The sequence below is a fragment of the Streptomyces sp. NPDC107559 genome (genome assembly GCF_055657365.1).
Genome location: NZ_JBVKBD010000011.1, coordinates 86,276 through 100,363 on the forward strand (window position 1 = coordinate 86,276; position 14,088 = coordinate 100,363).

General features: G+C 67.2%; 10 protein-coding genes and 1 pseudogene. 6 read left to right on the top strand and 5 right to left on the bottom strand.

Annotation, left to right across the window (positions count from 1 at the left end):
* Nucleotides 1-11 precede the first annotated feature (11 nt).
* The 3 genes from ACZ7OY_RS28980 to ACZ7OY_RS28990 form a co-directional block, all read right to left on the bottom strand.
* Complete coding sequence (locus ACZ7OY_RS28980) at nt 12-239, bottom strand: hypothetical protein (RefSeq protein WP_471914103.1); 228 nt, start codon at nt 237-239, stop codon at nt 12-14.
* Nucleotides 236-1,354, bottom strand: a complete 1,119-nt coding sequence (locus ACZ7OY_RS28985; protein ID WP_471914104.1) for a radical SAM protein — start codon at nt 1,352-1,354, stop codon at nt 236-238. The genes ACZ7OY_RS28980 and ACZ7OY_RS28985 overlap by 4 nt, the downstream gene beginning before the upstream one ends.
* Before the next feature lie 72 nt (nt 1,355-1,426).
* Nucleotides 1,427-1,951, bottom strand: a complete 525-nt coding sequence (locus ACZ7OY_RS28990; protein ID WP_471914105.1) for a hypothetical protein — start codon at nt 1,949-1,951, stop codon at nt 1,427-1,429.
* A 164-nt stretch (nt 1,952-2,115) separates the two neighbouring features.
* Between ACZ7OY_RS28990 and ACZ7OY_RS28995 the strand changes: the two genes are divergently transcribed.
* Both ACZ7OY_RS28995 and ACZ7OY_RS29000 read left to right on the top strand, forming a co-directional pair.
* On the top strand, nt 2,116-3,426 hold the full coding sequence (locus ACZ7OY_RS28995) for a twin-arginine translocation signal domain-containing protein (protein ID WP_471914106.1): 1,311 nt from the start codon (nt 2,116-2,118) through the stop codon (nt 3,424-3,426).
* Nucleotides 3,423-3,986, top strand: coding sequence for a GNAT family N-acetyltransferase (locus ACZ7OY_RS29000; RefSeq protein WP_471914107.1), 564 nt, complete (start codon nt 3,423-3,425; stop codon nt 3,984-3,986). The genes ACZ7OY_RS28995 and ACZ7OY_RS29000 overlap by 4 nt, the downstream gene beginning before the upstream one ends.
* Here ACZ7OY_RS29000 and ACZ7OY_RS29005 read toward each other — a convergent pair.
* Nucleotides 3,974-4,174, bottom strand: coding sequence for a hypothetical protein (locus ACZ7OY_RS29005; protein ID WP_471914108.1), 201 nt, complete (start codon nt 4,172-4,174; stop codon nt 3,974-3,976). The two genes, ACZ7OY_RS29000 and ACZ7OY_RS29005, sit on opposite strands and share 13 nt — an antisense overlap.
* A gap of 211 nt (nt 4,175-4,385) precedes the next feature.
* On the opposite strand from ACZ7OY_RS29005, the gene ACZ7OY_RS29010 reads away from it, so the two are divergent.
* Entirely contained in the window at nt 4,386-5,255 is an 870-nt protein-coding gene (locus ACZ7OY_RS29010) for a hypothetical protein (RefSeq protein ID WP_471914109.1), read from the top strand.
* A gap of 541 nt (nt 5,256-5,796) precedes the next feature.
* Nucleotides 5,797-6,648 (top strand): serine peptidase, encoded by an 852-nt coding sequence (locus ACZ7OY_RS29015; RefSeq protein ID WP_471914110.1) that lies wholly within the window; start codon nt 5,797-5,799, stop codon nt 6,646-6,648.
* Between the two features lie 141 nt (nt 6,649-6,789).
* On the opposite strand, the pseudogene ACZ7OY_RS29020 reads toward ACZ7OY_RS29015, so the two are convergent.
* Nucleotides 6,790-7,161: pseudogene (locus tag ACZ7OY_RS29020) on the bottom strand (helix-turn-helix domain-containing protein); the annotation flags it as partial.
* Nucleotides 7,162-7,314: 153 nt separating this feature from the next.
* Between ACZ7OY_RS29020 and ACZ7OY_RS29025 the strand changes: the two are divergent.
* Entirely contained in the window at nt 7,315-10,701 is a 3,387-nt protein-coding gene (locus tag ACZ7OY_RS29025) for an AAA family ATPase (RefSeq protein WP_471914111.1), read from the top strand.
* Between the two features lie 497 nt (nt 10,702-11,198).
* Nucleotides 11,199-13,805, top strand: coding sequence for a CHAT domain-containing protein (locus tag ACZ7OY_RS29030; protein ID WP_471914112.1), 2,607 nt, complete (start codon nt 11,199-11,201; stop codon nt 13,803-13,805).
* Nucleotides 13,806-14,088 lie beyond the last annotated feature (283 nt).

Here is a 14,088-nt window from a genome sequence, read left to right on the forward strand (position 1 = left end):
AGAGTGTCGGCCTAGTAGGGCACGTCATCGCCGGCGGAGCAGCTGCATCCCGCCATCTCGGCGACGTCCCCGTCGAGGTCGTCGATGATCCGGAACTCGTCCTGGCGGATCGGCGACGGGGTGACGTCGATGGGGAGCGGTCCGACGGGCAGCGCCGTGACGCTGCCAGCCTCCGCCGGTCGGCGTCCGATGGTCACCATCACCGGCGGCGCACCTGCGCGAGTCAGGGTCTGGGTCATTTTCCGTAGCCTCCATGCTGGCAGTAGTTGGACAGTGCGTCCCCCGCCTCCTGGTGCAGCTTGGCGAGCGGTCGGCAGGTACGGCATTCGCCTGCCAACGAGCAGCCTGAGCAGCCACCGGTGCGGAGCTGTTGGGTCTCGGCGATCACGCCGAGCTCTCGGAGGGCGTCGATGCCACCAGTCATCAGGTCGACGTTCGGGTCCCGACCGACCTTGCAGATGGACGCCTTCCCATGCGGGTCGACGTGGAAGAAGGTGCGGCCCGCGTTGCAGCCAGTGAAGACCCGGCGGGGCTTGTTGTACTTCTTGGCCTGGTCCGCGAGCGGATGCGCCTCGCTGTGGATCGTCGGCGACATGTTCGAGAAGACCTGGGTCTTGAAACCCCAACGGTCCGCCACGAGACCGACCATGGCGTCGGCCTCGTGCGCGTTCTGCTCCGAGACGACCACGTTCATCCGGACGGGCAGGCCTGCGTCACGGCAAGCGTCGAGACCACGCGTGACCCGGTCGTACATGCCGCGGTTGCGGGTGACACCGTCGTACGTCTCGGCGGTGGCGCCGTACAGACTGACGGTCAGCCTGTGGGGGCGCAGCCGTGTGAACAGCTCCTGAATGCGGGGCTTGTGAAGCTGGGAGCCGTTCGTGGAGACGGTGACCATGACGCCGCGCTCGTAGACGTACTCGTACGAGGCGGCGAACTCCGGGTCGATCAGGGCCTCGCCGCCGGTAATCTGAAGCCACAGCACGCCGGCTCGGACGAGGACGTCGAGCATCCGGGTCTTGCCGTCCCAGTCGAGGCCCTCGAACTTCTTCTCCCCGAGGTAGCAGAACGAGCAGTCGGCATCGCACCCGAGGTTGATCTCCCAGGATGCGCGGCCGTAGCCCAGCTCCGTGCGCTCGCGCACCAGGACCGAGCCGCCGAGACCGGGGTCGAGGATGCGCATGTTCCACACCATCTCGGTCGCCTCGTCCAGCCAGGCCGGGGCCGGCCGGTCCTCGGCGACGGCGGAGCGCAGTTCCTCGTATCGCCCCTCGGGGATCCGTACGCCCGCCGGGTGGCCAGGCTTCAGTAGGACGTACTGCCCCAGGAAGGGGCTGGCGAGCAATGAATGCATAGCGGGACCTCCGCTGTTGGATGGGATGGGGTGACAAGCGGAGTCATCTGCTCCAGGCAAGGTCGTCACGGCTCAATCCCCGGCCTCGGACGCCCGCTCCATGCCGCGATGAACGAGGCGGTCGACCTGGCTGGGGTGACAGAGTTCGCCGACACTGCCCATCGGGACAGCCCAATAGGCTTCGCTGTCCACGTACGTCGTGCGGCGCACCGGCGGGACGCCGAGGAGCGTGCGCGAGGCGAGGCACTCAACCGCCGGGTTCCGCCAGCGATGCGACGTCGTCGCGGGCACCAGGGCGTAGTAGGTGGCCAAGGCGTGTCCGGCAATCACCGGTCCCTCGCCCAGAACTTCCGCGAGGAAGTCGTCGACCAGGGCCGGCTCCATGGTTCCCGCCGCTGCGTGCACCAGGATGCGGGGCAGCCGGATGGCGGTGAAGATGCCGCCGCAGCGCAGGAACGTCAGGTCGCCGTCTCGCCATGCGCATCGCGCCTCCTGCACGCACGGCGCCGCTATCAGGAGCCAGTGTTCCGCGGCAAGTTCGCGCTCCGCGCGCATGGTCACATGGGCTGTGGTCGGGCTCGACGGTGTGCTCTTCACAGGTCCGGCTCCCCTCGGCGGCTCCTCACTAAGAGCCAACTCCTGACCAGGCACCGCCGCCGGACCTCCCAGCGGACTTTCCACCGGACTTTTCGCCACAACCGGACATCCCGACTCGGCGGGACCGCTACGGTCAGTACACGAACGCACATCGGAGGTGCGAAGTGGCTGAGCTGACGCCCTTCGAGCACGCCTGCCACGCGACAGGAATGCGTGAACCGGCGGACTTCTTACGGCGTTTCGAGGAGACAGCCCAACTGCTCGGTGAATCGGTAATGGTGACGGAACGCCAGGCTCGCCGCTGGCGGAAGGACGTCCCTCCCCCCACGCCCCGGGCACGCGCCTGGCGTGTCCTGCACGCCATGTTCGGCTACGACCCCATCGAACTAGGCTTCCTGACCCGGCCACCAGGTGTCACCGTGGGGAGTGCACATCTCCTCGCACAGGAAGGCCTCGGGGACTTGGAACGTCGGGCGTTCATGAAGGACATCGGCGGCGCCGCCGCTGCGGCAGGACTCCCCTCGTCCGCAAGCACACACACTCCCCCCGGCCCCAACGGATCGGTCGGCACCGCTCACCTCATCGAGCTCCGCGAAGGGCTGCGCTCCCTCTACCAGCTCGACAACGCCTACGGCGGCGGTGACGTCCGCTCCCTCGCCCGCAGGCACCTCAAGCGGGTGGAGCGGATCATCAACACCGCCAAGTACCCGGACACCATCGGCCGCCAGCTCCAGCTGCTCGCCGGGGAGACGGCCGAGCACTGCGGCTGGCTCTACTACGATGCCGACGACCAGGACCAAGCCCGCCGCTACTGGGGCGAATCCCTCACGACCGCGACCGTCCTAGGCGACGACAACCTCGCCATCCTCGCCCTCGCCAGCCTCAGCATGCAGGCCAGCCACGAAGGCCGCCCTCGCGACGGGCTCAACCTGGCCCGCGCCGCACAGGAGCGCGCCGTACGGTACGGCTCACCGACCCTGCAATCGCTCCTAGCCTCCCGCGAAGCGCGGGCTTTGTCCCTCATGGGAGAGGAGACCGCAGCCGGGCGGCGTATGGCCGAGTCGATGCGGCTCGTGGAGCGTGGAGGCCAAGGGCGGCCTTGCCCGGAGTGGGCTGCCTTCCACGGCCACGCCGAACTCGACTACGCCCAAGGGCTGCTCTACACGGACGCCGGCCACCACCACAGCGCAATCGGGTTCCTGCGTGCCGCCCTCGCTCACCAGGACCGCACCTACGGGCGCAACCGAGCCTTGTACCGGATTACGCTGGCGCGCAGCCTGGTGCAGGCCGGGCAGATCGACGAGGGCGCGACACATGCCACCGCGAGCCTGGATCACCTCGAGGAAGTCGAATCCGGCCGGGTCACCCGTCGGCTCCGGGAGGTCACTGGCCTTCTGAGCGGCGTAAACGCTGCCAGCGCCCGCGACGCCGCCGCCTGTCTGACCGAGTACGTCGAGCTGAAGGAGACTGCGTGAAAACCGGTGTGACCTACGAACGCTACGAGGCGGCCGACGCCACGACGCAGCTGGACTCTCTCCTTCACGCCTACGAAGAGATCTACGTGGATCCCCCGTACCTGGAGGGCCCGAGCGACGTCGCCGAATTCATCGACCACTTCCAAGTGCACACCCGTCGGCCGGGGATGCGTCTGGTCTTGGTCCGAGACGGCGGAGAGGTCACCGGCTTCACCTACGGGTACTACCTCGCCCCGGACACGCGCTGGTGGCACAACCTACAGAACATCGAGCTGCCCGCCGACTTCACCCGCGAGGACGGGCAGCGGACCTTCGTCATTCTGGAGCTGGCCGTACGCAAGCCGTGGCGGCGCCGGGGCATCGCGGCCGAGTTGCACCAGCGGCTGTTGGCCGGTGTCGATGCCGAGCGGGTCACGCTCACCGTGCGCCCCGAGCCAGAGGCGGCGCCAGCACGCCTGGCGTACGAAGCCTGGGGCTACCGGGCGGTCGGCACGTCTCATCCGTGGGACGGGGCACCGCTGTATACCTGCATGGTCCGCGAGCTGGATCACGCGTTGTAGCCCTTCTGCTGGGCGCCGGGACTCCACTTCGCCGCGACCTTCACGAAGCACGTCCCGCACAGCGGGTTCGCGCCGGTGCCGTACCACTTGCACTTCTCGTGGCAGATGCAGCACTGCCCCTCTTCGCTGGAGGACCAGATCGGGGAGAGGTAGCCGCTCAGGCTGGCGTCCGTGAGGGTCGCCATCATGGTCCGTTCTGCCCAGCCAGGCTTATCGAACAAAATAGAACAGCACGGCCGTGGGCGAGATGTCAGTGGTGTGACGGAACACCGTAGTTTGCGAGTGGAGCGCGATGGTTTGCGACTCCGGGCCAGATCACGAAGAGCCCTGCGATCCGTCGCACAGCCACGCCGCGAGGGCCCCGCGAGCCGCCTGGTCGTCGCCTGGTTGAATCAGCGGGTGAGTGAGACCTTTGTCGACCTGGGAGTCGTCACGGCGCCGTCCGGTGTGCTGGTCCTGGGGATGGCCAGCGGAATCGATCACTGGTCCGAGACTGGCGATCCACTGTCCACGCGGGCGCTGGCCGCAGCAGAGCACGGGGGCGGCCACCTGCACGAGCCTGCGGACGGCCCGAGCAGCGGATGGTTCTGTGAGGCGGTTGCGGTGCCGGCCGCCGCGGACCAACCGCTGACGGTGCGCGCTCAAACGGCGGAGTCGTACGACGGGCCCGTCATCACCGTCCTGGAAGTCGATCTCGGCCTGCCCTGGCCGAGCAACCGCGGCAAAGAGCCGATCCGGCTCGGTGACCTGCCGGTCGACCGATGCGGCATGGTCCTCGGGGACGCCCGGGCCCTCGACTCGTTCGTCGGACTGTCAGGCGAGTCGATCGACGGACTCGCCGACGTCACGTACTGGGGAAAGTACGAGGACGACGCCCACGCCCGCTTCGGCGGCCGACGGACACCCCAGTACGACGGGCAGGGGCCCTACGGGTGGCTCGACCTACCCCTGAACGAAGCCCACGAACTCGCCGGCCAGCTCCAGAACTGGCTGTCGCAAGGACCCCGCAGCGGCTTGGTGGTCTTTGTGGCCGCACACACCCACTTCCACCTGCTCCACCGGGCCGGGCAGACCCACCCCCTGCTCGCCGGGCAGATCGAGATCGACGGAGGCCAGGTCCTGGGCCTGGGCTGGGACCAGGGCGACCACTCCATGCGCCACCGCGGCGAACGAGCCTGGGACCAGGTCTACCCAGTCACCCTGGAACAGCGCGACACCACCACCCTGCTGCGTTGGACCATCCCCACAGAAACGGAGCAGGCCGAATAGGCCGAAAACATCTGCCTCGGAAAGTGCGGTGCTTCGCCTTCGCGAACTGCGGCGCACCGCAACAGCGCTGCCCAGCAAGCTCTAAACGATCACTCGCAAACTACGACACTCCTGTAGCGTCTCAAAATGATTGGCCCTTTCTCATTGGCGGTGACCCCGGCTGATCCATGGAACACCAATGTGAGACGAACTCTAGTGATCCTGCCTCGGACCTGGCATCTGGACCCGCCAACTCACCGGCCGCACCGGCGGGGTCAATTTGGTGGCATCAGATCGGGGCAATGCTCCTCAGTTGATACTCCGAGTGGCTATCGTGACGCTATGGTCGAAGAGTGGTCAGCCCGAGAGCCGTGCCGCAGGAGGCACTTCGAGGCACCCTTCGCACCACATCTCACTGCCTCGCCCCCGCACAGGGCATAGCCATCCCCCCCGTAGTCGGCGCCATCGTCGGCTTCGGCTACGAGGTCGCTGTCCTCAGCCTCGCCCCTCCGAAAGGCAAGCTCTGTTGACGTCCCCTGGCACCCCGCTGCGAATAGTCGCCGTGCACGGCGTAGGCAACCACCTCGGCGTCGACATCTCCGGCACCCGCCTGAAGGAGCTCCGCGCATTGAAGGCGGCAGCGTGGACACAACAACTGACCAAAGGTCTGAGCATCTCCCAGGACCGAATCGACCTCGACTTCGCCTATTACGCGGACAAGCTCCGCCCCGCCCCCGCGGCCCAGGGCACACGGGACGGAGACTTCTTCGACGACCCGCTCGCCCAACAGATGCTCGCCACATGGGCGCGGGAACTAGGAGTCCCTGACGAGGTGTCGCAGGGACATGCCGCGATCCCGCTGCGGGCGCTGTCATCCTGGGTGGCGCGCAGATTCGACCTGGCGGAAGGGCCACTACGGGTATTCCTGCGGATGCTGTTCCCTGAGGTCGCAGCGTACCTACGGACCGAGGACGCCCCCGAACGCACAGCGGTGCGCGAGGAGGTTGCCGATCGCATAGCCAGGCACCAACCACGCATCGTAATCGCCCACTCGCTCGGCTCCGTCGTCGCCTACGAGGCCCTGCACGCCCACCCGGAACTCCAGCCCGATCTTTTCCTCACCCTGGGCTCGCCTCTGGCGTTGCCCCGCGCTGTTTACGAACGTCTCATCCCCGCTCCACGGCCAACCGGCTCCACGCCACAAGGCGAGCGCCTGCCAGGGAAGACCCGCTGGGTAAACATCGCCGACCCCGGCGATCCCGTGGCCGTCCCACCTCAACTGAGCCGACACTTCGATGGGATCGACCTGGACCACACCACGGTGATCAGTTCCCTCTTTCGCTTTCACCACGCAACAAACTACCTGCAGTCCGCGACGACAGCAGCCACCATCGCTCCCTACCTCGGGACCTGACCCCTCAGAGCCACCACGACTGTTGCCCAAACGCACCGTTCAGGCAGGAGGGGCAAGCGGTGCTTCGTAGGCCGCGACTGAACCGGGTGAATGCGACAAGTCGATCGGGGGCTGTAACTGAGCCACACTGCCAACGCTTTTAGACCGTGTCCGTCGCCGAGCCCCAGGTTCCACCAGCGCGTGACGCACCAGGGTCCGATACACGGTCATCCGCAAGAACACCGGCGCTACCGTCCCGGACTGCTCCAACATATGAGCAATCCGCCACAGACCCCACTTCGGGGACTTGCACCACAACTCGCACACCGCCGCCTCTACCTCGGCAGAAGCCTGATGCGGACACGACGCCGGCCTACAAGAACGGTCCGCCAGCCCGGCCAGACCCGCGGTCGCATACCGTGACTTCCACCCGCTGACCGTCTACCGCGACACCCGCAACGACGCGGCGACCTCGGTCAGGGTCGCACCCGTCAGAACTGAGCGAAGCATTGTTACCCGGCCAGCCAATGACATGCATGGCTTTGAGCGATCTCGTGTGCGGCCACGAATGCGGCGTCTATGGTCGGTGCTGGGAACTGGCCACGACAGGGGGAATTGGGCGTACGGATGGGGGAGCCAGCCAGGGGAGCGGCTGCTGGGCGCCACGACGGTGGTCTGGGGCGGCGTGTGGTGCTCGCCCTCGGCATGCCGCTGACACGTGATGCAGATGGCTCGTCCCCCAGGGCGGACCTTGATCCGCTGGACAGCGCGCCTGCCCACGCCCGGCGCGTCGCCCAGGCTCTGTCCGGCTTTGAATATGAAGAGATTCCGATGCAGTCAGAGCACGCCGACTGCGAGCATCTGATTGAGAATCTAGTAACCGCGTCGGACATCGCAGTATTGATCGTGCATGTCGTAGGACACGGCGAACTGGCAGAAGGCAGCAGCGAGAAGCTGTACATCCTCGGCCGCAACGGGGAGCCTCTTCGGGATCCGGTAAGTAGCTGGATCGGGTGGATCGAGGATCACCCCAAACGCCACCGCCCCGTCACCCTGTTCATCCTGGACGTCTGCTGCGCCGGCGAGGCTGCTGTCACCGCTTGGCACGCCCGAATGGACGTGACCAGGCGTCGAGCATGGGTCCTCGCCGCAGCAGGGCCAGAGGAAAAGGCATTCGGTTACCGGCTCAGCCGAGCACTGGTCCAGGTCCTCGATCGCTACCTTCATGGCGAACGGCGAATCGATCCCTCGGTTCGTTACATACCTGCGAACACCCTATGGAAGGAGGTCGAAGCGACCGTACTTGAGCTCGCGACTCAGGAAGATGGCATGTCACAGAGCGTCCTGACGAGTCTGGTGCCCAGTCACGCCGACCTCTCAACTTTGCCGTTCTTCCCCAACCCGGGCTTCGCCGCGGATGACCCCGAGGAACGACTGCCGTCCGAAATTGCTCGCCTGGCCGACCTGGCGGTGGATCCCCTGCATTTCATGCGCCGTGCCGGCGGTGCTGAGCCTGTCCAACGAGACTGGCGTGACGGATACTTTAGCGGCCGTAACCAGGAGCTGAGTCGGCTCTCGAATTGGCTGGACGACGATGTGGCTGGTCCCGCACTGTGCGTCGTCACCGGCAAGCCGGGGGCTGGCAAGTCGGCGCTGATCGGCATGCTGGTCTGTGCCGCACTCCCGGACCTGCGTGAATTTACCAAGCCGCTCTGGCGTGGATGTGCCGACAGAGTTCCCGGGACGAACGACCGGTTGGTCGTCATACACGCGCGCCACATGAGCTTTGACGACATCGGGCGATCTCTGTCTGCCCAGGTGCGCCGCCTTCTGACCTTGGCTCCCCAACCATCATCGACTGCCGCGGCCTTTGGCGCGGATTCGACGGCTTCCTTATTCGCAATTTTGGAGGAGCAACAGCAGTCAGAACGACCCATCACGATCATCATCGACGCCCTCGACGAATCGAACGAGCCCGAAACGATCACTGAGGCACTTCTCTACCCGTTGATTCGCAGGTACAAGGGACTGGTGCGGCTACTCATCGCTACGCGGAAAGACACCAGGGTTAACGTCCTGCTCACCGCCCGCAACGGGTACGAAATCCTCGATCTCGACACCACCATTCCGGAATCACTGTGCGAGGACCTTCTCGTCTACGCGAAGCGCCTGTTGGCAGCAGCAGGTCCCTACACCCCCAGCCCCATGCGACAAGCCGGCAACGCTTTGGCAGAGGCGATCGCTACGCGACTGGCCGACACCGGCGATGAGCCAGATGCCCTCACGCCGGAGTACCTGCGGCTGGGGGAATTCCTCACCGCGGGTATCTACGTGAATTTCATGCTGACCAGCACCGACCACAGCTCTCTCATCGAAGAAGCGGCACGGACCGGCCATGCCGTCCCGCGCAGCCTGCCCGATCTGCTTGCGATGGACCTCCGGCGCCACGGCGACCAGCCCCTGCTGCGGGCCGTGTTGACTGCTCTGGCCTTCGCACAGGGGCAAGGGATGCCAGAGCTCGTGCTGGCGGACGTCGTGGACTTTGATCCCACGGGCCAAGGCCGGAAGGTGCCACTGAAGACGCTGTACCGCCTGCTCGACAACGAGGCACGTCTCTACCTCAGCCGAAGTGTCGATGAGGACGGCACCACCCTCTATCGCCTCTTCCACCAGAGCGTTGCCGACTGGTGGCGTGACCGCGCGAGCCATGAAGACCGGATACTGCTCTACCAGGGTCTTGTCGCGTCAGTGCGGTGCGACGAGCGGTCGCATCCGCTGTGGCATCTCGCCACGCCGTATTTGCAGCGTCACTTGCCCCAACACGCCGCTGACGCTGGCTGCTTGGGCCGGCTTCTCGAAGACAGCGACTACCTCGTGTTCGCTGATCCGTCAGTCCTTCTCAAGCTGCTGCCCCACATTACGGAACCCTTGGGAGAAGATGCGGAGGCAAACGCGGCGGCTTATGCTCACGCCTTCGCTGAACGGACGTCCATGCCGCTCGACGCCCGTCGCCAACTGCTGGCAGTAAGTGCCGCCCTGAATGGTAACCGGCCGTTGCAGGGGAAGCTTGAGCGCGCCATGCCGTGGGCGGTGCGCTGGGCGGTTTCTGCGAGTTCGCCTCCAACGGTGCTGGCGGCCTTTACGTCCCAAAACCATCCGTATGCCGTCACCGGGACCGAGCAGGGCCACATCGAGGTTTGGGACGTATGCAACGGCGAGGCCGTGGCCCGTTCGGCATCACGCCGAGGGAGACGCACACTGGCGGCATCCGAGGTCCAAGCCCTCACGGTGTTCGACTCCGCGGGCCAGCTCCGGGTTGTTACAGGGGGTTACGGCGGTATGCGGATATGGGATCCGCATACCGGTGCGCTCCTCCATAAACTCTCTGGCCACGTCGGATCCACAACCAGCATGACGACTGTACGGCTCGCGGATCGCTGCCACCTTCTCGTCGGCGGCTACGGAGGCTTTAGTGTTTGGGATCTGGCTGCCCGTAAGCAGACTGGTGAACTCGTGGACCATGGAGCATGGGTGGACGCTCTGGCTACGGCGAACATACGTGGCCGCCCGTCTATCGTCACAGGCGCCGATAACGGCTGCCTCCAGGTGTGGGACTTGATGGCTGGAAAGGTCGCCCGCAACATCACCGGCCACGTGGGCGCGGTGAAGGCTCTGGCGGTCGCCCATCTCGACGGGCTTCCTTACGCCGTCTCAGCCGGGGAAGGGGGCATCGCCTACCTCTGGAATTTGGAAACCGGATGCAAAGCTCGGGAGTTGCCGGACCATCAGGGCGATGCGGTGACCGGCCTGACCGTGGTTGACTCGCCTGGGCGACCTTACGCGGTGACGGGCCACGAATCGGGCCGCACGGCGTTGTGGGATCTGACTACCGGGGCATGCAGCGCCACATTCCACCTACCCGCAGCCGTCACATCCGTGGCCATGAGCTCGGACGACGCCATCCTTGTGACGTCCACAGACGGCATAGTTGCCCTCCGCCTCAGCCCTCTCCCTGGTGAGCCTGCAGCACGTGAGCCCCTCAACGACCCGGGAGGCCCTTCACCATGCCGATGACCGGAAACGTCCAAATGCCCCAAGCCCCCGGAAAACCAGCTGCGGGGCGCTTGGGCTGCGCACCATGGCCAGCAAGGCAAGTCTGCGGGACGCTGCTGGCTGAGGAATGGCGACGGGATTGGACGATGAGTCCGACAGTATGCGCACGAGCATCACTCATGATGGTAGCGATGCACATCGCCCCGCCAGATTACGTGCGGACAAATGGGGCGCATGGGGCCCGTGCCTTGGGGAAGCCTCAGCGGCGCGGCCTACCGGACTGGGCATTTGTTAAAGGCGTCCCCGTCGCTAGCCTCGCCGCAGCGGAACTGGCGTTGATCGCGGACTCCGCCGTCACGGCCTTTACTCTGTGGCAGCAAGAGTCCACGGCACCGCCGGTGATCAATACAACTCATAGTGCAAGACCGACCCTCTGGGATGCGCGCAAGAGCCACCACGAAGCATCGGCCCTTGCGCACGCTGACCACTGAGGGACACGATCCAGGGAGGGGAGGGCAATGACTGCGGGAAGCGACTCGGTTCTCGAACTGCTGCCTATGGTGTTCGCCGCCCCGAACGACGCTCTGGCGAGGGCGGAAGGCGTGCTCGACGCCGACCCGGCGCCGTTGCACGCCTCAGTCGCCCACCAAGTGATCGGCATCTGGCAGCGAGACTTCGGCGACATGCGCATCGCCCTCCATCACCTGCGGCGTGCCCGGGATTTCGCGGCTCGCGCGGAGTCGCCGGACCGAGAGGCGGACGTCCTCGCCACGCTGGGAGTCGCACTGGTGCACGCGGGGCGCACGCGGGAGGGGCTTGCGGCCTTGGAACGCAGTGTCGCGCGCGGGAACGGGCATACTCGCGCGCGCGTGCTGTACAGGCGGGCCTACGCGCGCTGGGTGCTGGGCCAGCATCGGGAGGCACTGGAAGACGTGCGCCGGGCGATCCCCGTCCTGCGGCAGGCGGACGACGTCATCTGGACTGCGCGGGCCCTGACACTGCGGGCCACCGTGCACCTGGCGCTGGGCGCGGTGGAACGGGCGGACGCCGACTTCACGGCGGCTGAGGCGCTATGGGATACCACGGGCCAGGAGTTCGACAAGGCCGACGCGGTGGAGAGTCGGGGGCTGGCCGCATTCCGGTCGGGCGACATCCCGGTGGCGCTACATCTGTTCGACGAGGCCGAGGAGCGCTACGCAAAGCTCGGCACCCCGACGTTCATGCTCAGCATCCGGCGCTGCGAGGTGCTGATGGCCGCCGGGCTGGCCCCGGAGGCGCTGGCCGAGGCGGACGCGGCGGTCGCTGTGCTCGACGGCATCGGCGGTCAGTCCACGCGCAAGGCGGAGTTGCTGCTGGCCGCCGCGCGTGCCGCCCGGCTGACGAACGACGCGCACACCGCGATCGCACGCGCCGACATGGCCGTACGGCTGTTCGCCGCACAGCGGCGCACCTGGTGGGAGATGCATGCCCGGCTGGTGCTGATCGAGGCGCGGGCCGCCGCCGGGCGCAGTTCGGGGCGGCTGGTCGCCGACGCGGCCGCGGTGGCCGATCAACTGGCCGCCTTCGGCGCGCTGGCCGCTCCGGAAGCCTCACTGCTGGCAGGGCGGATCGCGCTGGCCTTGGGCTCGATCGCCGAGGCCGAGCGATATCTGACCGTTGCCGCCCGCAGCCGGCGCGGCGGTCCGCCGCTGGCACGGATGACAGGCTGGACGGCGCAGGCGCTGCGGGCCCAAGCCGCTGGCTCGCACCGGGGTGTGCTGGAGGCGTGCCGGCGTGGTCTGGACGTGCTCGATGATCACCGAATGACCTTAGGCGCCTCGGAGTTGCGCGCCCGTGCCACCGCCCATGGCGCCGAACTGGCCGCGCTCGCCCAGCGGGCCAGTCTCGTCCGGGGCGGCCCGCGGCGGCTGCTTGTGTGGAGCGAGCGGTGGCGGGCCACCGCGCTGTCCACGCCGCCGACCCGGCCACCAGCCGACCCCGTGCTGCAGAGCGGCTTGACCGCGTTCCGGGAGATCGCGGCCCGCGCTGAGGTGGCCCGCATGCAGGGCCGCCCGGTTCCGGCGCTGGAGCGCGAACAGCGACGCCTGGAGCGCGAGATCCGCTCCCGGTCCCTGCACATGCGCGGTGACACGTCCGGCGGCAAGGACCGCTTCGACGTGGGTCAACTACTGGAGCAGCTGAGCGACGGTGTACGGCTGGTCGAGCTCGCCGTGCTGGACGGACGGGTTCAGGTGCTGCTGTGCGGGCAGGGGCGGGTACGGCGGTACGAGGCCGGGCTGCTCGCTGAGGTGGAGACGGAGGCCGAACACGCTCAGGCTGGGCTGCGGCGGCTGGCCCATCCCGGCGCGGAGGCGCGGCTGCCGATCGTCGAGGCTGCGGGGCGACGCCTGGAGGAGTTGCTGCTAGGTCCGGCCGCCGCGCATCTGGGCGACGGCCCAGTCGTGGTCGTACCGCCGGCAGGGCTCCATCGTGTGCCGTGGGCGCTGCTGCCGTCGCTGCGGGACCGGGTGCTCAGCGTGTCGCCATCCGCGAGCAGCTGGCTGCGGGCCCGGGAGACCGCACCGCCGCCGGGCGGCCGTCATGTGCTGGTGCGGGGGCCGGGGCTGGCCACTGGCGGCGCGGAGGTGCCCGAACTGGCCGACCGGTACGGCGCACCGGTCGTGCTAGAGCACGCCGACGCGCGCGTGTCCCAAGTGCTGGCTGAGCTGGACGGCGCGGCTCTGGCTCATATCTCGGCGCAAGGCACGTTCCGTGCCGACAGCCCCCTGTTCTCCTCGCTACGGATGGCCGACGGGCCGCTGATCGTCCACGACTTCGAACGCCTGGAACGCAGTCCGTACCGGATCATCCTCTCCAGCTGCGACACCGCACGCTTCGCCTCCGTCGGCGCCGACGAGTTGCTCGGCCTGGTCACCACCCTGCTGCCACTCGGCACAGCAGGGGTGGTGGCGTGCACCGCGCCCGTCAACGACGCCGCGGTGGTGCCGCTGATGCTCGCGCTACACAAGGGTCTGAGCGCGGGGCTGTCCCTAGCGGAGGCCCTGCGTGATGCCCGGACGGCACTGCCGGGCGACGCGCTGCATCAGGCGACGGGCTGGGCGTTCTCGGCGTTCGGGGCCGCCTGACCGCGCATGAGAACACGGCCAGCGGTCCATCGGCTGACCGGAAGAAGCCCGGCCGCTCGCCGCATAGGCCCCCTCGGCGGCAGTTCACGCCCACCACGCGCCAGGCAGCGTAACTGCGTGCGCGCGATGAAATCGTGAGACAGAAGTGTGGTGTCCCCTAAATGAGACAGCCTGGAACAGTGAGGTCGTCACGCCGGAAAAGAGCCATTCCGATTGCAACCCCACAGCTCCGTCACAAATGCCGGGCCGTACCTTTGCACATACGTTCCGGCATTCACCTGAT